The organism is Chryseobacterium sp. NFX27 (assembly GCF_049887855.1).
Lineage (GTDB): Bacteria > Bacteroidota > Bacteroidia > Flavobacteriales > Weeksellaceae > Chryseobacterium.
The window spans coordinates 132,843-157,105 of the sequence record NZ_JAGEKK010000008.1 but is presented as its reverse complement, the minus strand read 5'-3'; the positions used below and the strand labels follow the sequence as shown (position 1 = coordinate 157,105).

Annotated in this window: 22 protein-coding genes and 4 tRNA genes; 5 read left to right on the top strand and 21 right to left on the bottom strand. The window is 38.3% G+C overall.

Annotated elements, in window-relative coordinates; translation table 11 throughout:
* Positions 1-8: 8 nt before the first annotated feature.
* The 6 genes from J4Q03_RS11250 to J4Q03_RS11225 all read right to left on the bottom strand — a co-directional run bounded on the left by J4Q03_RS11250 (position 9) and on the right by J4Q03_RS11225 (position 2,553).
* Positions 9-1,424, bottom strand: a complete 1,416-nt coding sequence (locus J4Q03_RS11250) for a PLP-dependent aminotransferase family protein (RefSeq protein WP_426048267.1) — start codon at positions 1,422-1,424, stop codon at positions 9-11.
* A 41-nt stretch (positions 1,425-1,465) separates the two neighbouring features.
* Positions 1,466-1,831 carry a hypothetical protein gene (locus tag J4Q03_RS11245; protein WP_426048266.1) on the bottom strand — a complete coding sequence of 122 codons (366 nt, stop codon included), beginning with the start codon at positions 1,829-1,831 and terminating at the stop codon, positions 1,466-1,468.
* A 215-nt stretch (positions 1,832-2,046) separates the two neighbouring features.
* Positions 2,047-2,128: transfer RNA gene (locus J4Q03_RS11240), tRNA-Leu, on the bottom strand.
* Between the two features lie 174 nt (positions 2,129-2,302).
* Positions 2,303-2,386, bottom strand: a tRNA-Leu gene (locus J4Q03_RS11235).
* A gap of 5 nt (positions 2,387-2,391) precedes the next feature.
* Positions 2,392-2,467, bottom strand: a tRNA-Gly gene (locus J4Q03_RS11230).
* Positions 2,468-2,471: 4 nt separating this feature from the next.
* Positions 2,472-2,553: transfer RNA gene (locus tag J4Q03_RS11225), tRNA-Leu, on the bottom strand.
* 176 nt (positions 2,554-2,729) lie between these two features.
* On the opposite strand from J4Q03_RS11225, the gene J4Q03_RS11220 reads away from it, so the two are divergent.
* The 3 genes from J4Q03_RS11220 to J4Q03_RS11210 all read left to right on the top strand — a co-directional run bounded on the left by J4Q03_RS11220 (position 2,730) and on the right by J4Q03_RS11210 (position 4,699).
* Complete coding sequence (locus tag J4Q03_RS11220) at positions 2,730-3,107, top strand: DUF3127 domain-containing protein (protein ID WP_034739828.1); 378 nt, start codon at positions 2,730-2,732, stop codon at positions 3,105-3,107.
* Positions 3,108-3,168: 61 nt separating this feature from the next.
* Entirely contained in the window at positions 3,169-3,822 is a 654-nt protein-coding gene (gene aat / locus J4Q03_RS11215; protein WP_426048265.1) for a leucyl/phenylalanyl-tRNA--protein transferase, read from the top strand.
* Complete coding sequence (locus tag J4Q03_RS11210) at positions 3,809-4,699, top strand: DMT family transporter (RefSeq protein ID WP_426048264.1); 891 nt, start codon at positions 3,809-3,811, stop codon at positions 4,697-4,699. Before aat ends, J4Q03_RS11210 begins: the two co-directional genes overlap by 14 nt.
* Positions 4,700-5,044: 345 nt before the next feature.
* Here the strand turns inward: J4Q03_RS11210 and J4Q03_RS11205 are convergent, their stop codons facing one another.
* The 6 genes from J4Q03_RS11205 to J4Q03_RS11180 all read right to left on the bottom strand — a co-directional run bounded on the left by J4Q03_RS11205 (position 5,045) and on the right by J4Q03_RS11180 (position 13,116).
* Positions 5,045-6,430, bottom strand: coding sequence for a tetratricopeptide repeat protein (locus J4Q03_RS11205; RefSeq protein WP_426048263.1), 1,386 nt, complete (start codon positions 6,428-6,430; stop codon positions 5,045-5,047).
* A gap of 354 nt (positions 6,431-6,784) precedes the next feature.
* A complete protein-coding gene (gene glmM, locus J4Q03_RS11200; RefSeq protein WP_426048262.1) occupies positions 6,785-8,167 on the bottom strand; it encodes a phosphoglucosamine mutase in 1,383 nt (460 codons plus the stop codon).
* Between the two features lie 58 nt (positions 8,168-8,225).
* Complete coding sequence (locus tag J4Q03_RS11195) at positions 8,226-9,254, bottom strand: DUF4421 family protein (RefSeq protein WP_426048261.1); 1,029 nt, start codon at positions 9,252-9,254, stop codon at positions 8,226-8,228.
* 221 nt (positions 9,255-9,475) lie between these two features.
* Entirely contained in the window at positions 9,476-11,509 is a 2,034-nt protein-coding gene (gene feoB / locus J4Q03_RS11190; RefSeq protein WP_426048260.1) for a ferrous iron transport protein B, read from the bottom strand.
* Positions 11,509-11,763: a FeoA family protein gene (locus J4Q03_RS11185; RefSeq protein ID WP_426048259.1), complete on the bottom strand. Its 255-nt coding sequence runs from the start codon at positions 11,761-11,763 to the stop codon at positions 11,509-11,511. Before J4Q03_RS11185 ends, feoB begins: the two co-directional genes overlap by 1 nt.
* Positions 11,764-12,198: 435 nt before the next feature.
* A complete protein-coding gene (locus tag J4Q03_RS11180; RefSeq protein ID WP_426048258.1) occupies positions 12,199-13,116 on the bottom strand; it encodes a GLPGLI family protein in 918 nt (305 codons plus the stop codon).
* Positions 13,117-13,359: 243 nt separating this feature from the next.
* On the opposite strand from J4Q03_RS11180, the gene J4Q03_RS11175 reads away from it, so the two are divergent.
* Complete coding sequence (locus J4Q03_RS11175; RefSeq protein ID WP_426048257.1) at positions 13,360-13,857, top strand: DinB family protein; 498 nt, start codon at positions 13,360-13,362, stop codon at positions 13,855-13,857.
* 77 nt (positions 13,858-13,934) lie between these two features.
* Here the strand turns inward: J4Q03_RS11175 and J4Q03_RS11170 are convergent, their stop codons facing one another.
* On the bottom strand, positions 13,935-16,610 hold the full coding sequence (locus J4Q03_RS11170) for a hypothetical protein (protein ID WP_426048256.1): 2,676 nt from the start codon (positions 16,608-16,610) through the stop codon (positions 13,935-13,937).
* A 436-nt stretch (positions 16,611-17,046) separates the two neighbouring features.
* Between J4Q03_RS11170 and J4Q03_RS11165 the strand changes: the two genes are divergently transcribed.
* Positions 17,047-17,928, top strand: coding sequence for a cupin-like domain-containing protein (locus J4Q03_RS11165; protein ID WP_426048255.1), 882 nt, complete (start codon positions 17,047-17,049; stop codon positions 17,926-17,928).
* Between the two features lie 33 nt (positions 17,929-17,961).
* On the opposite strand, the gene J4Q03_RS11160 is transcribed toward J4Q03_RS11165, so the two are convergent.
* The 8 genes from J4Q03_RS11160 to J4Q03_RS11125 form a co-directional block, all read right to left on the bottom strand.
* Entirely contained in the window at positions 17,962-18,372 is a 411-nt protein-coding gene (locus tag J4Q03_RS11160) for a hypothetical protein (RefSeq protein WP_426048254.1), read from the bottom strand.
* The gene (locus tag J4Q03_RS11155; RefSeq protein WP_123902709.1) at positions 18,362-18,643 is read right to left on the bottom strand and encodes a hypothetical protein; all 282 of its coding nucleotides are present in this window, start codon (positions 18,641-18,643) and stop codon (positions 18,362-18,364) included. Before J4Q03_RS11155 ends, J4Q03_RS11160 begins: the two co-directional genes overlap by 11 nt.
* Before the next feature lie 139 nt (positions 18,644-18,782).
* Positions 18,783-20,507, bottom strand: coding sequence for a hypothetical protein (locus tag J4Q03_RS11150; RefSeq protein WP_426048253.1), 1,725 nt, complete (start codon positions 20,505-20,507; stop codon positions 18,783-18,785).
* Between the two features lie 190 nt (positions 20,508-20,697).
* Positions 20,698-21,453: a metallophosphoesterase gene (locus J4Q03_RS11145; protein WP_426048252.1), complete on the bottom strand. Its 756-nt coding sequence runs from the start codon at positions 21,451-21,453 to the stop codon at positions 20,698-20,700.
* Between the two features lie 5 nt (positions 21,454-21,458).
* Entirely contained in the window at positions 21,459-22,001 is a 543-nt protein-coding gene (locus J4Q03_RS11140; protein WP_426048251.1) for an RNA 2'-phosphotransferase, read from the bottom strand.
* 12 nt (positions 22,002-22,013) lie between these two features.
* Complete coding sequence (locus J4Q03_RS11135; protein WP_426048250.1) at positions 22,014-22,955, bottom strand: ADP-ribosylglycohydrolase family protein; 942 nt, start codon at positions 22,953-22,955, stop codon at positions 22,014-22,016.
* A complete protein-coding gene (locus tag J4Q03_RS11130; RefSeq protein ID WP_426048249.1) occupies positions 22,955-23,641 on the bottom strand; it encodes an SIR2 family NAD-dependent protein deacylase in 687 nt (228 codons plus the stop codon). The genes J4Q03_RS11135 and J4Q03_RS11130 overlap by 1 nt, the downstream gene beginning before the upstream one ends.
* 5 nt (positions 23,642-23,646) lie before the next feature.
* A complete protein-coding gene (locus J4Q03_RS11125; RefSeq protein WP_426048248.1) occupies positions 23,647-24,153 on the bottom strand; it encodes an O-acetyl-ADP-ribose deacetylase in 507 nt (168 codons plus the stop codon).
* Positions 24,154-24,263: the final 110 nt, after the last annotated feature.

Sequence of the window (24,263 nt, the reverse complement as noted above, 5' to 3'; positions counted from 1 at the left end):
AGTGTTAATTATATTCTTTTCTTTACCATTTTTGCCAGTTTTTCAAGATCACTTTCTACCCTGTCCGTCCATTCCAGGGCATAATTCAGGCGCATACAGTTCTGGTACTGATTGTATTGAGAAAACATCCTTCCGGGAGCAAAGCTTATTTTCTGACTCATTGCTTCATCATAAAGGTCTTCCGTACATATTCTTTTATCCAATTCCAGCCACAACATAAAGCCGCCTTTCGGCTCCGAAATCTTGGTATTATCCGGGAAATACTGGGTCACCGATTTCTGAATCTGAAGATAATTCGCATACAGCTTATTTCTGAACATTCTCAAATGGTGGTCATAGCGGCCGTGTTCAAGAAAATCGGCAATCACATCCGGATACAGTGAAGGACCGCATACAGTCTGTACCAACTTCTGCCGGATTACCGTTTCTTTGAATTTTCCGGGAGCGACCCATCCCACACGGTAGCCCGGTGCCAGCGTCTTAGAAACAGATCCTATCCACATCACGAGACCTGCTTCATCATAAAATTTACACGGTTTTGGCCTTTCTGAACCAAAATACAGGTTTCCGTATATATCATCTTCAATCAGAGGAATATTATATTCCGTGATCATCCTTACCAGTTCCTTTTTGTTTTCATCGGGCATCTGAAAGCCCAGCGGATTATTGAAATTCGTTACAAAACAGCAGGCAGAAAGTGTAGGCAGCACTTTTTTCAAGGCATCCAGGTCTACTCCATAAATAGGATGGGTAGGAATTTCCACTACCTTCAGACCCAGCTGCCGGATCGCCTGAAGTACCCCAAAATAAACCGGACTTTCTACCGCTACAGAATCTCCGGGCTTCGTCACGGCCATCAGGCAGGTATATACCGCATTCATCGCTCCCGAGGTGATAACAAGATCATCTTCTGAAATTTTCCCTTCCAGCACCAGAGCCCATTTGGCGGCTTCTCGACGGAGATATTCGCTTCCCTGTACCGACTCATAGTCTGTACCGCTGTCATTCTTTCTTTTAATCACATTGATCATACATTTTTTAAGCTTCGCTAAAGGCAGGAAGCTTTTCCCCGGAATTCCTAAGGCAAAGTGGGTAACATCTGTTCCGTCAATAGTTCCGAATACTTTATCAATAAGATCTTCCGGCGTATTTTTCTTTTCCGCCACTTTCATGGGAGCCACCGAAGGCAAGGCCAGTTTTCTTTGAGAAGTCTGGCTCACAAAATAGCCATATTTAGGACGGGATTCCACTAAAGATCGGCTTTCCAGTTCCATATAAGCCTGTTTTACAGTATTCAGACTGACATTATAGAGTTTTTGAGCACTTCTTAGTGAAGGGAGCCTGTCACCCAACTGCAGCGTATCACTTTTGATCTGCTCGGTGACAGATTTTGCTATTTTAAGATAGAGAACGTCTTTTGACATAAAGCCTCGGTTTTAAGTAAATGTACAACTTTATTGAAGTTTCAGCCCAAATTCAGCCAGCTGATCATTCTGCTGATACTGCTTTTCAGCTGTTCTGCATTACGAAAATTCGCTGAATTGTTTTTATTAAAATAGTGCTCTGCCTGAAGATTAAAATTTCTTTTTTCAGAATCTGTAAGGCTGCCTTTCCCATAGATTTTAAATGTAATCTTTCCTTTTTCATTAATGACCAGACTTGCAAAACCCAGAATCTCATTCCTTTTCTTAGCCAAAAGAAAGGGTACGCCGAAATGATGGTTTAATCTGGACAGATTCTGTGACTGCAGAAAAATATTTTTCAGAGACTGCATATCTGAAATATAGACGTCAGCATACTGAAGCTGCTGGTTTCGAATAATAGTTTCCATAATACTCTGTTTTAGTATAACAAAATTATGGAGTATTCCATTAAGGATACAGATACAGAAGTTACTATTATCTTGGGTACAGATTAAACAAAAAGCCTGAGAATTTCCAGTTTAACCGAGACGCATCATCTAAGACTCTAAATATTCGAAACGTTTTATATGAAAGGCATAACAAAAAACTCTCTGTAAATAATACAGAGAGTTTTTTCGCAAAGTGCGGATGAAGGGACTCGAACCCCCACGCCTCACGGCACCAGATCCTAAGTCTGGCGTGGCTACCAATTACACCACATCCGCCGGTTGTTTTTTATGTAAAGAACTTATTCCTTTTACAGCTACAAATATAAAACATTTTGCTTTAAAATAAGAACTAAAAAAATATAAAAACTCACAAACAATGAATAAATAAACAGATTTGACAAACCTTTTAAAAATAAAAAAACTCTCCGTTGAGATCAACAGAGAGTTTAGTACCCCGGGCGGGACTTGAACCCGCACGTTCTTACGAACACAGGATTTTAAGTCCTGCGTGTCTACCAGTTCCACCACCAGGGCAGGTGTGGAGCGAAAAACGGGATTCGAACCCGCGACCCCAACCTTGGCAAGGTTGTGCTCTACCAGCTGAGCTATTTTCGCATAGTGCGGATGAAGGGACTCGAACCCCCACGCCTCACGGCACCAGATCCTAAGTCTGGCGTGGCTACCAATTACACCACATCCGCTGGTTTGTTTTTGTTTATTTTAAAGAGCTTGCTTCGTTTTTGTGAGTGCAAATATAGGACTTTTTCTATTGTCTCCAAACTTTTCAGAAAAAAAAATTAAAATTCTCACATTTTTTTTCAGGTCCCCTAATTATTACATTTCATTTTCTTACTTTTACAACGTTAATAATTACAATATGGAATTACAAGGAACGGTAAAGAAACTTTTTGATGCTCAGACATTTGCAAGTGGCTTTCAAAAGAGAGAAATGGTTATTTTAACCCAGGAACAGTATCCACAGCCGATAAACATAGAATTTTTGTCTGATAAGATCAGTTTATTAGATAATCTTAAGGAAGGCGAAAATGTAAAAGTGGGAATCAACATCAGAGGAAGAGAATGGGTTTCTCCTCAGGGTGAAACTAAATATTTCAACTCTATCACAGGATGGAAAATTGAAAAAGTAATGGACAACGGATCTGAGCCTACTCAGGCCTCTCCTTCTCAATCTGCATCTCCGGTTTCCAATGAAAATCCTTTCGCTGGTGACGATGATGATGATTTACCTTTTTAATTAAAAAAATAAGATCTAATATAAATCCTGCTTTCCCAAGTGGGATTTTTTTTCCAAAAAAATGGTCCGATTAGACGAAAACGAAATTTCTTTCCCTGATCCTGAACTTTATGACGGTCACGACGGGCTGGTTGCCTTTGGAGGAGACCTGTCTACAGAGCGGGTTTGGTTTGCCTATCAGTTAGGGATCTTTCCGTGGTACAATCCCGGAGAAGAAATATTGTGGTGGTGCCCGGATCCAAGATTTGTCCTGTTTCCTGAGGAGCTGAAAGTTTCCAAATCGATGCGGAAAATACTGAACAGGGGTATTTTTACATTTTCGGAGAACAAAAACTTCAGGGAGGTTATTTTAAACTGCCAGCAAGCCAGCAGAAAGGGGCAGACAGGGACATGGCTTTCGGACGAGCTGATGGAATCTTTTATTCAGCTTCATGAATATGGTCTTGCCAAAAGTATCGAGGTATGGCAGAATGGAGAACTCGTTGGAGGTTTTTACGGGCTTAAGATCGGGAATGTTTTCTGTGGTGAAAGTATGTTTGCGAAAGTAAGCAATGCTTCTAAAGCCGGCTTTATTCATTTTGTGGAAAGCAATAAAGAAAACATTGATCTCATTGACTGTCAATCCCATACAGAGCACCTGGAAAGCTTAGGCGCAAAAATGATTCCTAAAAAAGAATTTTTAAACATCTTACACAAAAACAATGAACGCAGATAGAGAAAAATGGGTCCTTCTTATTATATTAACTGTTATCTGGGGCTCGTCTTTTATTTTGATCAAAAAGTCTCTTGAGCACTTCAGTCCATATCAGGTTGGAGCACTCCGGGTTCTGATCGCCGGAATTATTTTAATGCCGGTCGCAATTTCAAAATATAAGCTGTTTCCCAAAAAGCATCTGAAGTGGCTTATTCTGGCTGCATTTACAGGAAATTTCATTCCTATGTTCCTGTTTCCGATTGCGGAAACGGAAGTGAGCAGCAGTATCGCCGGAATTATCAACTCTATGATGCCTATCTTCGTGATCATTGTAGGCGCGCTGATCTGGAAGTTTGACACAACCAAAAGGCAGATCGTGGGAACAATGATCAGCTTTGCCGGAGTCTGCTTACTGGCTTTCGGAGGAGACGGAGAAGGCGGAAAGTTTAAACTCATTCCGATATTACTGTTGTTATTGGCCACACTGTGCTATGCTGTAAGCACAACCACGGTGAAGTCTAAACTTATGGATGTTTCTTCCACTATTTTATCAGCGTTTGTTTTCTCATTTGTTTTATTTTTTCCTTCTCTTATTGCTTTAACATTCACGGGATTCTTTTCAACATTCAGTTTTAATGAGGACAATATGCTGGGGCTGATGTTTGTAGGCTTATTATCCATCTTTGGAACCGGGTTGGCTATGACTTTAAATTACCGGCTGCTGAAGGTATCTACACCGCTATTTGCGTCCACGGTAACCCTGCTGATGCCCATCGTTGCTATTATCTGGGGCTTCTTAGATGGTGAAAAACTGAGCTTCTTACAGTTTATAGGGGCTGGGGTGATTATTGGTGGACTTATTTTTTTAAGAGCTAAATCCGTTGCTGTAAAAAAGTAAGGTTTTTTGTGCTTTTAAAACTGTAATAAAGATATAAAGGAGATTATTTAACCTGGATTAGGGTTAAGATTAAACGCAATGATAAACAAAGTTTTATAAAGCATTCTGTTGATTTTTAAGATAAACAAAGCCGTTTCACTTATTGATAAGTAATACTAGGGATAGGGAAATGCATTTTCCTTACTATTAAGAAAATAGATTCTTATTTTAAACTTGTATCAACTAAAAATCCTGCATTGCTGCAGGATTAATTATTTATGATTGTTAATCTAAACCATTAAGAGTCTTTAAGCTGTTAAGGAGAATTAAGACAGATCTTTCAAGTAAATTTCCTTCTTCCAACTTCTAGGAATTCTTCTTCTTCTTTACTTTGGCTTTGACCTTCTTTACTTCATCTTTGATGAAAGGATATTTTTTCTGCATATCCTGGGCAAGCGATGCGTCAATATTTAAAGCTTTCTGAAGAGATTCTGCTCCTTTTTCCGGATTTCTAAGGTTGAAATAACAGTTACTGAGCTGATAATAAAGCTCTGCCCTGTCATGCACCTTCAAGGCGTTATCCAGAATAGTCACCGCTTCTTCATATTCTCCGAGAAGCATCAAAACTTCTGAATAGGCATACCAGTTATAAAATCTTGAAGGCTCTGCATCTACCAGCTTTTTCAGACAGGCAAGGCTTTCTTCAAATTTTCCGGAATCAATGAACAGAAACGCCAGTCTTTTCTGATAATCAAGATTGCTGTCATTCAGCTGGGTGGCTTCTTTTGCAAAATGCAGGGCTTCCTTCATCCCTCCCATTTCTTCATAGAGATAAGACTGTTCCATCATTGCAAGATAAAACTGTGGGTCTTCTCTCAATGATTTCTGGAATGCATTTAAGGCCATTATGGATTGTTTCTGCGCTTTATAACACAGTCCTATCTTATAAAATGTAAATGCCTTGGTATATTCAAGCTCAAGCATTTCCTCATATACTTCTACTGCCTTCTGGAACTGTCCCAGGGCTTCATAGCAGGCTGCTTTATTGGCATACACTCCTACAGAACTTGAATTGATGGCCAAAAGGTAATCATATCCTTTTATGGCTTCTTCATAATTCTTTCTGTTGAAGTAAAACTGTCCGTATTCGAACCATGCGGTTTCGGAATAGGCAAATTCATCTAAATATTCATTAAGAAAGGCAATAGCCTCCTCGCTCTTATTCAGGTCGCTGAAGCAGATCATACAGTTTTCGAGAGAATACTCATCCATAGGATCTTCTTTCAGAGCTTTTCTGTAGTGTTTAAGCGCGTTAAAGGGATCTCCAAGGTTTACATATTCATCCGCAATAAAGTTGTGGAGGAAGTTTTCTTCTTCCTGCAGTTCTAAGGCTTTTTTGCAGATGTCAATGGCTTTTCTGGGATTTCCCAGGTTCGAATAATACTTCGCATAGCAGACCATAAAGTCTGTATTCTCCATGGATGAACCTTTCAATTCGTCAATGAGCTCTTTTGCGGTATTATAATCTTCCCATTCCAAAAGAATCTCAAGTCTTTTGATCTTGATATCCAATGAATTGGGATGAAGCTTAAGTCCATAATTAACAGCATTGTCTGCGTAGTTAAAATCTCCCAGCTCCAAATAATAAACAATAATGTCTTCTAGCTCTTCGGTATCGAAGTAGAATTCATCATTATTTTCCATCATTTCCTCGAACTTTTTTACAAGTTCATTTCCAAAATACTCTTCCAATAGTGTTGTCTTTGTCGGCCCGATGTCTGAATATGCTTACAAACCTCGGCAAACTTTTTAATTAATAATAACCTCTGAAACTGAAATTCAAATGTTTATGCAAAGTTGCAACTTTTTTTTGAATTATTTTTTCATAAATTTCTATATTAAAGATAGTAAAAAAAGAAAACAGATAAAAGGATTGTGGATAAAAAACGGAAATTGTGGTTAAATAGTGATGATGATCCATTTCCGGCACCAATTTCAAATTCAAAACTGATTTATTTATCCTGTTTGCGTTCTTCTTTTCGGGGATATTAAAAAAGATTCAACAAAAAAAGAACGGAGCATTTCTGTTCCGTTCCTGTTTTTATTTTAAATCAAGCTTTTAATTTTAGCGATGATATCGTCTCCAAGCTTGTCAGCTTCTTCCTGTGAATGGGCCTCAGTATAAATTCTGATGATGGGTTCCGTATTGGATTTTCTCAGGTGAACCCAGTTCTTTTCAAAGTCAATCTTAACGCCGTCCACGGTGGAAACCTCTTCATTCTGATATTCTTTTTCCATCTTGGCTAAGATATCATCCACATTGATCTCCGGTGTCAGCTCTATTTTCTTTTTGCCCATGAAGTATTCCGGATATCCGGCTCTTAACTGGGAAACCGTTTTGTTTTCTTTGGCCAGATGAGTTAAAAATAAGGCAGCACCCACTAAAGAGTCTCTTCCGTAATGAAGATCAGGGTAGATGATTCCTCCGTTTCCTTCCCCACCAATTACAGCGTTTTTCTCTTTCATCAGGTTCACTACGTTTACTTCTCCTACAGCACTGGCAAAGTATTCTGAATCATGGCTTCTGGCCACATCTCTCAACGCGCGGCTTGAAGAAAGGTTTGATATGGCAACTCCTTTTTTATGTTTCAGTAAATAATCTGCCACAGCCACCAGGGTATATTCTTCCCCGAACATTTCTCCTTTTTCATCAATTAATGCTAATCTGTCCACATCCGGATCTACAACGATTCCTAGATCTGCATTTTCTTTTTTGACAAGCTCACAGATATCTCCCAAATGTTCCTTCAGTGGTTCTGGGTTGTGCGGGAACTGTCCGTTCGGTTCGCAGTATAGCTTTATCGTCTCACAGCCTAATTTGTCTAACAGCATTGGAATTGCAATTCCTCCTGTAGAATTTACCGCATCGAGAACAATTTTGAACTTTTTAGCTTTAATAGCTTCAACGTCTACCATCGGAAGATCCAAAATCTGCTGAATATGAATATCAAAAGCATCATTTCTTGTTTCATATTTTCCAAGATCATCAACTTCTGCGTAATTAAAATCTTCACTTTCGGCAAGGGCCAGTACTTTTGCGCCATCATCTCCGCTGATGAACTCTCCTTTACCATTCAATAGTTTAAGAGCGTTCCATTGTTTTGGATTGTGGGAAGCAGTCAGGATAATTCCTCCGTCTGCATTAAGTTCGGGAACCATTATCTCCACCGTTGGTGTTGTAGAAAGTCCAAGATCTACCACATGTATTCCCAATCCCTGCAGGGTAGCTGTTACCAGCGAAGAAACCATTTCCCCGGAAATTCTGGCATCTCTTCCTATGACAAGAGTTAAATCCTTCTTATTCTGTGTATTCTGAAGCCATGTTCCAAATGCTGATGCAAATTTCACGACATCCAGAGGGGTTAAGTTATCATTTACTTTTCCGCCGATCGTTCCTCTGATCCCGGAAATAGATTTTATTAACGACATTCTTTTTATATTTTTTTAATTGGTTTCAGTAGCAAAGATACTTAAAAGACCCAATAAGTTATAGGATGGGAATCTTTTTCTGAACCTTATCATAATTCCTTTTGATAACCTTCGGTGGCGGAAAACGATAGCCTATGTAAAGCAGTCCGTATAGATTGTTATTTTGCACATTCTGGTTATTGCTTTGATTATAGGCATAAGCATTGACATTAAATTTCCCTCCGAAAAGGAATCTGTCCGTATTATATCCTATATGAAGTCCTGTCGCAAACTTCAGTGTTAAATACTGGGTATTTTGCTTGTTGAATTTTGTCCCGTCATCATGGATATCCCAGCTGTTGGAAAACATTCCGCCTAGCCCCAGCGATATATGGGGAGCAATATTCACTCTTTTTTTAGCACCCAGCACCCAATTGTAAAAGTATCCCATGCTTCCTCCGAAACTGTACTGGGTTTCCTTGCTTTTCTGTCCGTTTAAAATATCTCTGAATATAGAAAGGTCATAATCTACAATGGGCACCCAGCTTCCACGGCTTTCTTTCTGCCATTCACCCTGTGTGTAAATACTTTTCAGAGAAAAATGATCTTTCAGCACATAGGCTGTAGATCCTCCAAAGCTCTGAACCCTCAGATCCGGAAACTGAAAATATGGATCTCTTCCTTCTTTCCAGTCCGGGAAAAAGTCGCTCATATTTTCCATGTAAAACCCTTTTACATTTTTGTAATAAACGGTCTGGATAAACTTTTTCGGAAAAAACCTGAATCTCAGGTCAGCATAAGAACTGCTTCCTTTGAGGTTATCATCATTATTGCCGGGAAGGAAACCGGGTGTAAATGAAACCGTTGCACTTATAATCCTATAATCAATAGAAAATGAAGCTCTTGTTTTATTGTTGATGGAAAAGATGGTTTCTAAAGGGTTATCCTCAGGACCTTCAGTAAAAACATATTTTTCAATATTGGTGTCTAGATTTACACGGACCATTATCTGATCTGCATAGGACTTTATTTTAGTGGTGTCGATCTGGGCGTTTGCCCAAACGGTTAGAAGAGAGAATAAAAAGACAGCTGCTGATTTCGTGCTCAAATGGAATTGGGTTTTAGTTTCAGAGAATGAAATTACTACAATTTTTTCAATTATAAGCTTAAAAGCAGATCAGGAGCAACCGCAGTCTTTGTCGCAGTTGGTTCTTTTGGAACTGAATTTTTTCGGCGCAAAATTCTTTCTGAGTACTTTAAATAAAGAGTAACAGGCGAATGCAACGATCAGTATGATGATTACATACTGAAAAATTAATGAGGTATCCATTATTTTAAAATCTGATAAGCTATCAACGACACAAAATATGCCAAACCGGTCATCATCACAACCTGAAAGCCGGTCCATTTCCAGCTTTTGGTTTCTCTGTAGACTACTGCAAGCGTAGAAACACACTGCATTGCAAATGCATAAAATAAAAGCACGGAAATACCTGTTGCGAAGCTGAACACTTTTTCACCGTCAGGTTTTACATCTCGTCTCATTTTATCTATTACTTTCACCTCCGGAGCATCATCATCCAGGCTGTAGAGCGTAGACATGGTTCCCACGAAAACTTCTCTGGCCACAAAACTTGTCAGTATTCCCACGCCCATCTTCCAGTCGTAGCCAAGAGGCTCAATAAGGGGTTCAATTCCCTTACCCATTTTGGCAAGATAAGAATGATCAAGTTCTACATTCGTTGCCACCAACTGATTGGGATTCTGTTTGGGTCCGAAGTAGCTTAAAAACCAGACAATGATGCTTACAATAAAAATAATCTTTCCTGCTCCTGTAACGAAGTCCCAAACCTTACCCAGCACCATTTTGAGATCGTATCCGAAAAGTGGTTTTTTATAGGTAGGCAGATCCATCACAAGATAGGTCTTTTCTTTATTTTTTATAAATCTTTTCAAAACTGCCGCTGAAAACAGCGCTACCAGGAAGCCTAAAAGGTACATTCCCATCAGCACCAGCGCTTTATATTTAATTCCAAGGAATGATCCGTCAGAAATGATCAGTCCGATAATGATGCTGTATACCGGCAGTCTTGCGGAACAGGTCATAAAAGGAGTAACCAATATGGTTAAGAGTCTTTCTTTTACATTTTCAATATTTCTTGTAGAGATCACTGCAGGAATAGCACAGGCAGTTCCTGATACCAGGGGTACAATACTTTTGCCATTCAGTCCGAAAGGACGCAGCAGCCTGTCCATGAGGAATACCACTCTCGCCATATATCCTGAATCTTCCAGTAAATACAGAAAGTACAATAAAATACCAATCTGTGGGGCAAAAACTACAATTCCTCCGATTCCGGGAATAATTCCACTTGAAATCAGTGAATTGATAGGCCCTTCCGGCAGGTGTTCTCCCGTAAAAGCAGCCAGCCATGAGAATGAATCATCGATCCAGTTCATCGGATATTCTGCCAGGAAGAAAACACTTTGGAAAATAATCAGCAGGATCAGGAGAAAAACAACATAGCCCCAGAATTTGTGAACCAGGACTTTATCTAATTTTTCAGTTAAAAGCTCTTTGAACTGGGCTTTTTTAGAGATTACATCCGCCAGTATTTTATCTACACTCTGGTATCTTCTTACCGTTTCCTGAACCTGAAGCCGTTTGGGAACGAGACTTTTAGAATCGGGCTGGTTAAGAAGGTCTTTTATGGATTCTATTCTTCCGAGATCGGAGCCTAATGAAAGGCTCATCCAGGCTTTATATTCGTTGTCGAGACCTTTGTGGGCTGCTATCTTTTGAATAAAATCTTTATGTTCGTTTGGCGTTTCAAAGGAGATCTTATCTGCTTTTTTAAATCCTTCTTTCAGGACAGCTTCTTTGATTTCTTCTATTCCAATCTGTTCTTTAGCATTGGTCTGAATAATTTTGATTCCCAGGGCATCAGAGAATTTCTGGATATCAATGCTAATTCCTCTTCTTGCTGCCTGATCGATCTGATTGACCACCAAAATCATAGGAATACCAAGATCCTGTATCTGCTGGAAAAGAAGCAATCCTCTTTTTAAACTTAATGCTTCAAGAATATAGATTACGCCTTCATAGTTTTTCTGCTCATCTATAAGAAATTTGGAAAAAATAGCCTCGTCTTCCGAACTTGGATAAACGCTGTATGAGCCCGGCAGGTCGATTACCTCAACCTCCTCATTTTTATAGGTATAATTTCCGGAATGGCTTGCAACGGTAACTCCTGCATAGTTTCCGGTCTTCTGTTTTTTGTTGCACAGCGCATTGAAAACCGTAGACTTTCCAACATTAGGGTTCCCGACTAAAAGGACCTGTTTTTTCTTATTTTCCTGCATTAATTCAATTCTTCAACAATGATATATTCTCCCTCTTCTTCACGAAGAGCAATACGGCTTTTTTCTTCTCCAAATTCTACATACATGGGACCATTGAAGGGTGCCTGGTACAATATTCTGAAAATAGTTTCCGGCAAAAGTCCCATTTCTATGATCTTGTTTGGCATTTTTAGGTAATCGTTATCATACCCTAAAATCTTCCCCATTTTGTTTTTAGGGAAACCACTTAATTTATGTAAGTCAATCTGTTTCAAAGCCTGAATTTTTGTAAGGGCAAATATACGCTATTTAAATTTAATCTAAATAACGAAAAGGTATGAAAGAAATCAACCCAAATACATTGCTGTATCCGGGTTGATTCAAAATATAATTTAGCTGATATGAATGTTTTACTAATTCTTATTTCTGATTTAATTGATATCCTGCAGCCTCTAAAGCTGCACATACACTTTAATCTAAAATCTTTAATTTATGGTCTGGCAAACATATAAAAGAAGGTGCAAATTTCAAAGTATTGTGATTTATTTTTTAAAAAAGTAGGCAAAATTTTAAATTTCCGCCTATAATTGAGAATATCTTTAATATAAATTACTGTAAATCTGCAAAATATTCATGGTAGATAAAAAATCAACCCAAATACATTGTTGTATCTGGGTTGATTCAGAATATAATTTAGTTGATATGAATGCTTATTTTTTCTTTTTGTCGTCCTGTGCTGATGATATTTCTATTGGATTATCATTGGCGCTGTAAAAGTCTTTGTACTGCTTCTCCTGCTTTTTCACCATATCGCCAACTGTACCATCCATTCCCGGAACTGTTTTGGACAGCATTTCCTGAGTCATCATAGGTCTTATGGATGCAAAAGGATCTTTTTTGAAATCGCTGAATGTTTTTTCAAACTTTTCCCTTGACAGCTCATTAACTTTTCCACCTTTTGCCTGCATCAGATTTTCAATATAAGAATATTCCGTATAGTCTTTCACTTTCTTGTTTCCCTGTAAAACCCAAGAGTAATTTTTCTGATCATCTTCAATTTTAACAATTAAACCAGGAAGTCCAAAGAATTTATAAGGCCCATCCTGAAACGGCAGGTCTGTACTGAACCAGGCGGTCCATTTTCTTCCTCCGAATTCAGTGGTCGCTTTTTGAGTGTTGTACTCTCCTATTTTTTGTTTATCATTAAGGATATTCCAGTTGAATTTTAAGTCTTCACTATATCCAATATTAGCTGGTGTAAATCCGCTCGCTATTTTATCTACATACTGCACTTTCATGCCTGGATATGATTTGTATATTCTGGCTGAAATTTTAGGAGTTTTAATGGTTTTTGACAAATCTTTCATGATGCCTGCTTTCTGCATGGCTTCAATTTCAACTTTCATAATAGAATCCTGAGCGATCACTGTATAATCCTGATAAATGGACCTGTTTTTGTCTGTAATATCCAGGATTGTAATTACTTTATCCATCTTAGCAGAATCCTTCTTCGGCTTAAAAGTCAGTTCATAGAAGAAGCGGTTTGCTGTCTCTTTTGATTCTTTTGAATCCTGCGCCGATGCCAAGGCAAAAAGAGCGATAAAGAATACAGAAAATAGATTTTTCATTGTAATAACGTTTATTAATTAGTTATCAATTGTTGTCATATGTTACAGTTTTTTTTCAAAATTTTATTTAAACCGGCGTAGATCGTTGATGACTAGCGACATACCCTACATACTGTTCATTGTAATATGGCCAGAATTTCCAGGACCAATGAACTATCTCTCAGCTATGGAATAAAATTATGATTTTCTTACCACATTTTATTTCTTAAAACCCTTATCTTTAAATACTTAAAAACAAATATTATGGATACTTTATCACAATTTAAAGATGAACTTGAAACCGAGTACCAGACAACCCGGAAATTTTTCGAAGTTTACCCTGAAGAAAAAAACGACTATGCTCCTCATGAGAAAAGTATGAAAATGATGCCTCTTGCCACTCATATTTCCGAAATTTTCGGATGGCCGGATGTGATGCTGAAAACTTCGGATCTGGATTTTGCGAAGGGAGATTTTCAGCCTAAGCACCTTTCTACAAAGGAAGACCTTCTGCAGACCCTTGATGAGAACTTTAAATCTGCACAGCAATCACTTGACAATGCCAGGGAAGAAGACCTGAATGAAACCTGGGCCCTGAAAAACAATGGTCATGAAGTGGCAAAGTGGACCAAATACGGCTCTATCCGCCATTCTTTAAATCAAATTACGCATCACAGAGCGCAGCTGGGAGTGTATTACAGACTTAATGACATCCCTCTTCCCGGAAGCTATGGTCCATCTGCAGATCATCAGAGCTTTTAGTAAAATCCGGACGAATATATGTCTCAAATAAAAACCCAACCTCTTTGAGATTGGGTTTTGTGTTTTATTTTTTATTGTTACTTGAAATTAAATTTTACGGTAAACATAACCTGGCTTGGACGAAGCTGATATCTTGTAAAAGTAATATTGGTAGTATTGATATCATAGGTTTCGAATACTTTTTTGTTGGCTATATTCATCCATTTAAGTTCAAAATCAATTTTCTTTTTTGACCAGGTAAACTGATATGAAACGTCATAGAATCCGTTGTGGTATTTTTGATCTGCCGCATTTGTATTGACCTGATCCCAGTTGAATCCAAAAGTATGATTTTCTACCGGATAGAAAAACGCCCCAAGATTATGGGTAAATCCGGTTCTGGTAGCACTGGAGTTTATATTTCCTGTGCTGGTTTGTTTTGTTCTGGAAATACTTGCATTGTAATCTAAGCTCATCCAGCTGAAATAAGTATTGTTGAATTTAATTCCGTAAGACTGGCTGTTGTTGTTGTTTGTAAATGAATTATTATTCAGGAAGGCATCAGATTTTGCAGTATTGTTGCTGTAGCTAAGAGAAGCATTTGTTTTAAATTTTGGAAAGTATTTTCCCACTTCCACACTATAGCCATTATTTAATACATGATTATCCTGTTCTATATATTGCATTACGGTATAACCTGCTCCATTAATCAACGGGTTTGAAATCAGGTTTCTTTTGGCATCTGAAAATCTGTAATTGATATTAAAGAATAAATTATTCAAAGGGTTTCGGTATTCCAGTCTTGTTCCTGCAGATTTATTATTATTCTGAGGTATAGGATTATTGATATCCATTGCACTGATTCCGCTTGGTGAGGTCATCAAGAACCCTGAATAAGCTGTATTTATTTCTCCAAAATTGTTATTGATATTAGCATTTACCGAAGCTTTCCAAAAAGAAGCAAAAGTATACTGTGCAAACACGCTTGGTTCAAAAGTTACTTTATTCACATCTTTAGCAACATTTCTTAATGGATCTTCCGCTTTAATGTTATTAGAATTTACAGGAAAATTGGCATACACCATCCATGAATCATTTTTATAATTTACGCCCAGGCTTCCGTAAGGTGTTGCTGTAGTATAGGTAAGATCATTACTATAGGCTTCCGGAAGCGCTCCTGTTGTAATAATATTTGATAAATCTGAAACTAAATCTGTTGTCTTAAAATTAAATCCGATTTCCGGAGTGAATGTCCATCCTTTTGTAGAGAATCCAATATTGGCAGAATGATTGGCTTCAATCGTTTTAAGTCTCAGGTTTTGTTTCGCAAAGTTCTTAGGTTCAGGAGTGAATCCCGGAATGTCCAGATAAGAGGCCGGGAAAACTTTCAATGTCTGTTTGTCTGTCTGATAACTTATAAAAGATAAAAGATTCACCATTTTTTCTTTCCATGGTATAATGGTGCTCAGGGAGTTCTGGAAAGATGTTGTTGGAGATTCTATCGCTTCATCGGCATGTCTTTTCACTCCGTTTGCGGCATCCGTTCTGTCAACCATTCCTCTGTCGGCGTTCCAAAACTGAGAAAAGCTTGTGGTGTTTTTAAAGAATCCTTTTTTAGCATTTTTTGTAAATATTAATTCCCCTTTTGCCTTATCTGTATAAAAATTATTCAGAATGTTTACCATATTGGAGCTTCCTCCAAAATAATCTGTCTGGCTGTAAGATTCTCTTTCAACTGCATTATTGGTATAGTTGGCATTGGCTTTAAGCTCCCATTCTTTCTTCTTGTCGATATTGGTAAGATAATTTGCCGAAAGATAATGCACATTGTTCATCAAATATCTTTTTACCGGAAGATTGGGTGTACTTGCATTTTCTACATTCAGCCAGTCATTTTGAGTAGTATTGGTTCTTCTTCCTTCAAATCTGTTTCCGAAAGCTAAGATATTTCCTTCATTTTCCACCTGCTCACCCATATTGTTGGTTTTGTAATTCACCACCCACTGGCTTTTCTGTCCAAAAAACATGGGTGTTAATTTAACATTCCATAGCCACGGATCTCCAAAACCGGTTCCCACTTCTCCTCTTCCGGTCATGGTAACCGAATTTTTCAGCTTAATATTGATTGCCGCCTGTTCAGAAGGCACTTTATCCTGAAGAATTTTTACCGGCTGGTGGTTTTCAAGGACTTCCACTTTCTGTACTGCATCTTTGGGAAGCGAGTTGTTGATTGTTCCATATCCGCCTTCCATCAGGTCTTTTCCGTTAACATAAAACTTATTGATGGCATTTCCCTGATAAAGAATTGTTCCGTCTTTATTCACTTCAATACCGGGAATTTTTCTCATTACATCGGCAAGCGTTCTGTCGTTTTTACTGTCAAAAGCTTTAAGATCATACGCAATGGTATCGCCTCTTGCGGTGATCATCTTTGTTTTCAGCTGGACTTCTTTTATTTCTGTAGCTTCAGACTGCATTTTGAAAGTCAGAGTCTGGTCGCTGTTACTGATCTGTTTAGTCAGTGGTTTTTGGTTGAATGCTTTTACTTTCAGATCAACATTAGGCTCCGCAGAGGTAAAAGTCACTTTATATTCTCCCTTGGAATTGGTGATTCCGTATGCCAAAATAGCATCTTTGCCCGGTTCTTCTATGGTAACACTGGCACTGGGAATAGCAGATCCGTCTTCATCAGTAATTTTCCCTGACACCGTTTTCTGTGCAAACGAGAGCACCGTGAAAAAAAGCATCAGAAATAAAGAAATCTTTCTTCTCATAATTTATTATTTGCTTAATTAGTTCGTAGCTTGTGTTTTTTGTTACACTTTTATAAAGATGTATTTTAATGATAAAGGTTAAATGCTTAACACTATAAACTTAGTGATATTTTTATAAATCCTGTGTTTTAAACAAAACTATTGAGACAGGAATATGTAAATTTCGTTTCAAAAATTTGTTTGGCTTGTCAATTCTTTAAAATATGGTTGCAAAATTTGAACATGATTTTAATCTCTCATTTGCCCGTTTATGGTATTTTTGAATAAATAATAGCTAAAATTGAGCAATAGCTAAGAGTTTTTAAGAAAGAAATGGCTTTTTTAATTTTTTATTTAGTCTAAATAGTTAAAAATGATTTGAATCATAGATTAAAAAATAGCTAAACACTGATTCATATATATTTATTTAATAATTTTGTAACATAAAATTTATAGAATGGGAATTATTTTAAAGCCTATAGATGTTGTAGATGATATTACTCAGGAAGAGTTTACGGAAAAATATCTAAAGCCCAGAAGGCCCGTTGTCATTAAAAATATGGCAAGAAACTGGCCTGCTTACCAGAAGTGGACTATGGATTATGTAAAAGAAGCAGTAGGTGATGTGGAAGTTCCTCTTTATGATTCCAAGAAAGCTGATCCTGCAGCGCCCATCAATACGCCTACCACAAAAATGAAATTCGCAGATTATATAGATCTTATCCAAAAAGAGCCTACGGATCTGAGAATCTTCTTTTTTGACCCTATAAAACACGCTAAAAAATTACTGGAAGACTATATTTCTCCTAAAGCACTGATGGGAGGTTTTCTGGATAAATATCCATCTATGTTTTTTGGAGGAAAAGGTTCTGTAACGTTTCTTCATTTTGACATTGATATGGCACATATTTTCCACACCCATTTCAATGGAAGAAAACATGTAAAGCTGTTTGAATACAAGTGGAAGGAAAGGCTTTACCGGCTTCCTTATGCAACCTATGCGCTGGAAGATTATGATATAGACAATCCTGATTTTGAGAAGTATCCTGCCCTGGACGGCGTAGAGGGAATTGAGTGTTTCCTTGAGCATGGTGATACGCTTTTCATGCCAACAGGATGGTGGCACTGGATGAAATATCTGGACGGAAGTTTCTCCATCTCTTTAAGAGCATGGGATAAATCCTGGGCGGTAAAAGCCCATTCTTTATGGAACCTTACCGTACAGCGTAAATTTGACGATATTATGAAGTCGAATTTCAAAAAGAAATACATGGACTGGAAAGAAAAAGTGGCCGTTAAAAGGGCAGAAATTGCTTTAAAAAGAGGCTTACCAAGATAAAACAAAAAGACGTTTCAGTTTGAAGCGTCTTTTTTATTGCTGCACATTTACAAGGAGCTCTTCCATATTTCTTGTCACCTCATTGCAGGAAAAGCAGGCTTCTTTTCCATCCTGGGAAAACCATCTGCATTGCGACCTGATCGGGCAAAAAACAAGCTCTTTTTCTTTATGGAAATCCAAATTCTGAACCTTCCGGGAAAGAGAACATTTAGATTCTTCCTTATCCCATTGTGCGCAGCCTTTTTCAACACATTTCCCGGTAAAACGGAATCTTTGTTCAAGACTGTTTTTACCTTGATTCTGCTTCAGAAAATCTTCTGTGACGGCGAGTGGTGTGATAAACTGTACTTTCCCGTCTTTGCTGACCACTCCGAAAAGCTGTGCCCCAACTTTTCCTATGTAACTGGGACACATCTTTTTTGAAGTATCGGAATTAGCCTCCATAGCTTTTTATCTGGGACTGAATGGTTTTCACCTGGCTCTGAATATCAATTCCCGGTTTGAAAATAATGATGCCCCAGGGAAACCAGTCTTTTATTTTCATGGGTCTTAAGAGTCCTTTGAAATCTCTGTGGGCTCCGAAAGCCTGTGTATTATCAATCTTTGAAAGTTCAGAAAGAACTACATTCTGAATTCCTCTGTCAATGTTTTTCAATTGTTCATCCGAAAGATCTACTCCTTCCAGTGAAACGAAAAAATGCTTTTTAGTTGCCATAACTATAGTTTTTATTGGTTTTATAAAGCAAATTTCGCCAGAGTATGATCAAATCTATGAGGAAAAACACCCTAATTGCGTGCGTGTAAAACCTGTAAATTAGATTCTGGTTATCAACATTTTAAATCAAAAAAAATATTTATAAAATTCTGTAAACCGGGTATTGTCTGAATGTCTTTTCTTCGAAGTAGGGAGAATTTCTGTAGATCCAGTCGAGTTGGGCAGCTCCGTCGTCCGTAAACTTTTGATCTGATGATTTTTTAGCCTCAAAAGCATCTTTCAGCTTTTTATCTGATTTCAATAATTCAGAAGCGGTATCTTCAAAGATATAGGCGGAATAATATTCTTTCTGCGCCAGGATTCCATCAAAGAAATTCCAGTTAAAAAATGAGTCTAAAGCCTCAGGTTCAAGCGTTTCAACGATATATTTTACGCCAGGCTGATTTGTCGGAATTACATAGTCTCCTGCCGAAAAACTCAGGGTTCTTTTTGCTGTTTCCACGGTGGTATCATAATGAAGATAATGTCCTTCGTAAGGGTTTTTTACGGTTTTAAAGTCTTTGATCTTATAAGCCTCAACTGTTGCCGTGCTGTCTTTCCTGAGTGCTGTCATTTGGATCTTATTTCTTTTCAGTTCTTCAATCACGCGGTATTGGGATTGCGGAACTACATAATATTTCGGGATTTTGACAAACCCGACAGGAACTGCCGTGGTAAAAAGCTTTATTTTCTTTGTAAAAGGCTTGTTTCTGTCGTAATACAGCCTTGGCTTTCCGGAAATATCACTCGCCTTGTATTTCCCGTCATATCCTTTAAAATCCATTGTAGAAAATTGGGTAGAATCTATCTTCCAGCGTATTCCGTACTGCATTCCTGCTTTGTACTGCTTTACATTTTCAATTCGAAGCTGTTTTATTTTTTTGTAATCTTTGTCTAAATTCTGAAGATTCACCAGCATGTATTTGTACGTCGCATCCACCCTTTTATCATATTGTTTCAGCATATGTGTTTCAGGAACGGTTCCCAGGGAATTAAACAGCGATGTGTAGCCTGTAGAATATCTCGGAGAGTCTTCGAAAGCCGCAAATCCTTCATCCGGAATATCTCCGTGAATATTGACATAAGGAGTGCTTTCGTAGCCCAGCTTTTTCAAATCTTCAAGGTTTTTGGCCTGATAATCATTATAAAAATAATTGCCCAATGTATTTCCAAGGCGTTCCTTAAAGGTTGAAATATACGTGAAAGTATACTGATAATCAGCCCCGTTACTGACATGGTTATCAATAAAAACATCAGGCTGCAGCCATTGATAAATTTCCTGAAAGCTTCGGGCATTTTTTGAATCTGCTTTAATGAAATCCCTGTTCAGGTCGTAATTTCTGGCATTTCCTCTGAAACCATACTGCTCCGGGCCGTTCTGATTGGCTCTGGAATGAGAACCTCTGTTCAGCATTCCACTGACGTTATAGGCAGAAATAGCGGCAATAATAAAGTTCTGCGGTGTTTTTATTTTACCGGTCGCGAGATCACGCATAAGCATCATGGTAGCATCAATTCCATCAGGCTCACCGGGGTGAATTCCGTTGTTTACGAAAAGAATGGCTTTATCTTTTCTCAGTTTTTCCATGTCTTTTTCGGAAAAAGGATTGTAAATGACCACATAAATAGCCTTTCCGTTATCATCTTCTCCTTTTTTAAGATATTGGATGGTGCTAAAGCTTTTAGCCAGGTTCTGATAGTAGCTGTTCATTTCGTCATAAGTAACCGTTTGGTTTTTATTTCCTTTTTCAAAAGGGGTTTGAAATGAGTTTTGGGCTAAAAATAATGATGTGCTTAGAAAAATCAGGAGGTATTTCAGTTTCATTGAAGCAGTTTTTAAACTTCAAAATTACTTAATATGATTTGGGTGAGAAAGGGAAATTGTGGATTTATTGAGGCCATTCTGTGAGGTTGGATTGAGGCAAGGACATAAGGTTTTTTGCTCCTAATGATTTTTTAAGGCGCAAGAAAATCAGAAATTTCCGTTTGTAATTTGATCCCTGGATAAAAATCGTTCAAAGGCTTTTATTGCCTGTGATATCATTATTCCTTCCCTTTTCGTCAGGGTATAAAGACGGAAGGGGATCGCTCTGCCAGAATTCTTTGGTGTCAATATCCATTATTGACAGGGATCCGGTGAAAGCGGCTCCGGTATCCATATTCCAGACGTTGGTCTTGTTGACAGGGTGGCTAACTCCTATATCTAACGTTGGCGTGTGTCCTATAAATATTTCACTGTACAAAAGCAGTCTTTTGGGATAAAGCTCTGAATTTTTGGCCAATTTCCTGTCCATTGCGACTGCAGTTTCCCACAAAGTTCTGTCCCAGCGGTAATTACTGGAATAGACTTCCTTTTCAGGGCCATGCATGGAGGAATAACCTGCATGAATAAACAGCCGGTTTTTATCATCTACATGGTAATTTTTCATTCTTTGAAAGAATTCAAGATGTAAAGCCAGATCTTCCAATGAGTAGTCATTATAACTTTCGACGGTACTTTTTCCCCCGTTGAAGAGCCAAACATCCGGGGCTTCTCCAAGGGACATCCAGTCCTCACACCAGACATCATGATTGCCCTTGATGAAGATGCATTCCTGCTTTTCGGAAAGCTCCATCAGAAACTGGATAATCTGTGAAGATTCACCCCAGCCGTCTACATAGTCGCCGAGAAAAATAAGTTGATCTTCCGCTGTAACTCCTGCTCTTTCAAAAACCTGTTTCAGTGCTTTAAAACCTCCGTGGATGTCACCAATGACTAATGTTCTGCTCATCATCTTTATTTTGAAATATATTTGGGATCTACAAAATCCGTCAGCCACACTCTGTTTGCCGAAAGATAGAAAGGTATCCCCTCATCATGCATTTCTTTGGTTCTGATGGTCAGAATAACTGGTTTTCCATGGCGCATTCCTACTTTTGCCGCTGTTTCCTTATCTGCACTTAAATGAACATGCTGGCGGCTTCTTTTATCAATTCCTTTTTCCAGAATGGAAGAAATGTTGATTTCTGCTGTTCCGTGATACAGGAAGCCGGGTGGCTGTACTGCGTTCAGGGCCAGATCTATATCAATGGAATGTCCCTGGCTGGCTCTGATCATGGTTTTATCTTCATTAAAAGCGAAGCGTTTTTTATTATTGGTTTCTACCACTTCTTCCAGATCTTCGAAAGTAAAATGCATTCTGCCTTTTGCCGATTTTGCAATCAGTTCATCAACATCTGCCCAACCGTTTTCATCCAGTTTCAGCTGTATGGTTTCCGGCTGGTGTCTGAGAATAAGGCTTAGAAATTTGCTTATTCTTTTGTTTTCTGCTTCATTCATAGTATCGTGTTTTTATAGTATTAATTTTTTCTGAAGCTTTTCACATAAAACTTCAATATCATTTTTTCTTACCAGTTCAGCAATCCATTCTTCCGGAATATTTTCAAAACCGTAATAAATTCCTGCTATTCCTCCTGTGATCGCTCCGGTTGTATCCGTGTCTTCACCCAGGTTCACGGCTTTCAATACAGCTTCAGCATAGGTTTCAGAGTTTAAAAAACACCACAGGGAAGCTTCTAGGCTGTGGAGGACATAACCTCCGCTTTTTATTTCTTCTTCCGGATAAGCCGAAATATCGTTTTTTAAAACCCTATAATAAAGCTCTATCTCTTTAGGGTTAAAACATTGAATTTCTGAATATTCCAAGGCTGCCTTCTGCATACGAATATAAGCTTCTTTTCTCTTTTTTCCTTTGATCAATTCTATGGCGAAAATAACATAAATGAAACATGCAAAAACAGAACGGAAATGCCCGTGGGTAATTGCAGAAACCTCTTTTACCGTTTGATACAGTTTCTCGATATTTTCTTCATCTTTAAGATAAAAAGCCAAGGGAAGAATTCTCATCAAAGAACCATTCCCGTTATCTTCCTCAAAAATATTTCCGGAAAACTTTGCACTTTCGCCTTTGATCAATCTTGCAATGGAATGCCTTGTAGTTCCACCAATATCAAAAAGTCTTCCGTGAGCAGTCCAATGCCCATATTTGTTCCATTTGACAAAGCTTTGCCCGATCTTTTCTAAATTATACCCTTTTGTGAGCTCTTCTGCAAGACAAAGCGTTAGTGAACTGTCATCGCTCCACGTTCCTTTTGGTTGGTTCCAAGACATATATTCCAGATAACCTGTAACCGGAAATCTTTTTAAATCTTCTCTTTTTTTAAATTCTACCGGAACCCCAAGTGCATCCCCGATGCAGACTCCAAAAATTCCGGCTTTTACCCTATTTTTCATCAGGCTAAATTTACCAGTTTATCAAACAGCAGCTGCATACCTCTTGTTGCAGATTCTTTCATCACTATGGCTCTTTGTCCGTATCCGAATCCTGTTTCGTTGGGATTGATGACCACGAGCAGACAGTCGTCCTTGATTTCATGAATCAATCCTGCTGCCGGATATACCTGCAGAGAGGTTCCGATAACGACCAAAATGTCCGTTTCTTTTACCTTTTCCTGTGCGGTCTTGTACAAAGGAACATCTTCTCCAAACCAAACGATAAATGGTCTTAATTGGGCTCCATCTTCTGCTTTATCGCCGATCCGGATATCCCCTTTCTGTTCATAGATCAGGTTTTTATTGTTACAAGAACAGGATTTGAACAATTCTCCGTGAATGTGAAGAATATTGGTTGATCCGGCTCTTTCGTGCAGATCATCTATATTTTGGGTAATGATCTGAACCTCAAAATATTTTTCAAGTTCTGCCAACAATTGATGGGCTTCGTTGGGCTGTACTTCATGAAGCTGTCTTCTTCTCTGATTGTAAAATTCCAGCACCAGTTCCCTGTCTTTTCGCCATCCTTCCGGACTTGCCACATCGGTTATATTATGATTTTCCCAGAGACCATCTCCGTCCCTGAAAGTTTTTATTCCGCTTTCGGCACTAATTCCTGCACCGCTTAATATGGTTAGTTTTTTCATGTGTTTTAGTCTAATAATTTTTTGTAAATCATTTCATTTTCGTCATCAAAGCATACAAAAATAACTTTCTCAATATTCTCCGACTGAAATTTATGTACTGTTTCTAGGGCAATTTTTCCAGCCAGTTCTTTTGGAAATTTATAGACTCCGGTACTGATATTTGGAAAAACAATGGTTTTAACACCGAGACTTTCTGCCAGTTCTAAAGAGTTTTTATAGCAATTTGATAAAAGCTTTGACATTTTTTCAACATCTCCATTCCAGATGGGCCCTACTGTATGAATGACATACTTCGCCGGAAGATTTCCTGCTGAAGTTACCACAGCTTCTCCCGTATTGCATTTTCCCTGGCGGTTCCTGATCCGGATACACTCTTCCAATATCTGCTTTCCCCCTGCGCGATGAATTGCTCCGTCCACTCCACCCCCTCCAAGCAATGAGGAATTGGCTGCGTTGACAATAATGTCTGCCGGGATTTTTGTGATGTCTGCTTTTATAACTTCAATGTTCATAGCAATTCGTTTTGATCTAATCTTAGCTTTTCATTTAATCTTTCCTGATTGAATAACAGAGGTTTTTCTTCAGGAATAATCAGATTTTCCAAATCATCCTTTAAAACAAA

Bases quoted from the DNA above. Each gene is read 5' to 3' on its own strand.
- J4Q03_RS11170 (WP_426048256.1), bottom strand. From the start codon at position 16,610: ATGAGAAGAAAGATTTCTTTATTTCTGATGCTTTTTTTCACGGTGCTC.
- aat (WP_426048265.1), top strand. From the start codon at position 3,169: ATGGTCCGATTAGACGAAAACGAAATTTCTTTCCCTGATCCTGAACTT.
- J4Q03_RS11150 (WP_426048253.1), bottom strand. From the start codon at position 20,507: ATGAAACTGAAATACCTCCTGATTTTTCTAAGCACATCATTATTTTTA.
- J4Q03_RS11165 (WP_426048255.1), top strand. From the start codon at position 17,047: ATGGGAATTATTTTAAAGCCTATAGATGTTGTAGATGATATTACTCAG.
- J4Q03_RS11140 (WP_426048251.1), bottom strand. From the start codon at position 22,001: ATGAATGAAGCAGAAAACAAAAGAATAAGCAAATTTCTAAGCCTTATT.
- J4Q03_RS11245 (WP_426048266.1), bottom strand. From the start codon at position 1,831: ATGGAAACTATTATTCGAAACCAGCAGCTTCAGTATGCTGACGTCTAT.
- J4Q03_RS11160 (WP_426048254.1), bottom strand. From the start codon at position 18,372: ATGGAGGCTAATTCCGATACTTCAAAAAAGATGTGTCCCAGTTACATA.
- J4Q03_RS11250 (WP_426048267.1), bottom strand. From the start codon at position 1,424: ATGTCAAAAGACGTTCTCTATCTTAAAATAGCAAAATCTGTCACCGAG.
- glmM (WP_426048262.1), bottom strand. From the start codon at position 8,167: ATGTCGTTAATAAAATCTATTTCCGGGATCAGAGGAACGATCGGCGGA.
- J4Q03_RS11130 (WP_426048249.1), bottom strand. From the start codon at position 23,641: ATGAAAAAACTAACCATATTAAGCGGTGCAGGAATTAGTGCCGAAAGC.
- J4Q03_RS11145 (WP_426048252.1), bottom strand. From the start codon at position 21,453: ATGAGCAGAACATTAGTCATTGGTGACATCCACGGAGGTTTTAAAGCA.
- J4Q03_RS11180 (WP_426048258.1), bottom strand. From the start codon at position 13,116: ATGAAAAATCTATTTTCTGTATTCTTTATCGCTCTTTTTGCCTTGGCA.
- J4Q03_RS11210 (WP_426048264.1), top strand. From the start codon at position 3,809: ATGAACGCAGATAGAGAAAAATGGGTCCTTCTTATTATATTAACTGTT.
- J4Q03_RS11155 (WP_123902709.1), bottom strand. From the start codon at position 18,643: ATGGCAACTAAAAAGCATTTTTTCGTTTCACTGGAAGGAGTAGATCTT.
- J4Q03_RS11175 (WP_426048257.1), top strand. From the start codon at position 13,360: ATGGATACTTTATCACAATTTAAAGATGAACTTGAAACCGAGTACCAG.
- J4Q03_RS11135 (WP_426048250.1), bottom strand. From the start codon at position 22,955: ATGAAAAATAGGGTAAAAGCCGGAATTTTTGGAGTCTGCATCGGGGAT.
- J4Q03_RS11220 (WP_034739828.1), top strand. From the start codon at position 2,730: ATGGAATTACAAGGAACGGTAAAGAAACTTTTTGATGCTCAGACATTT.
- feoB (WP_426048260.1), bottom strand. From the start codon at position 11,509: ATGCAGGAAAATAAGAAAAAACAGGTCCTTTTAGTCGGGAACCCTAAT.
- J4Q03_RS11125 (WP_426048248.1), bottom strand. From the start codon at position 24,153: ATGAACATTGAAGTTATAAAAGCAGACATCACAAAAATCCCGGCAGAC.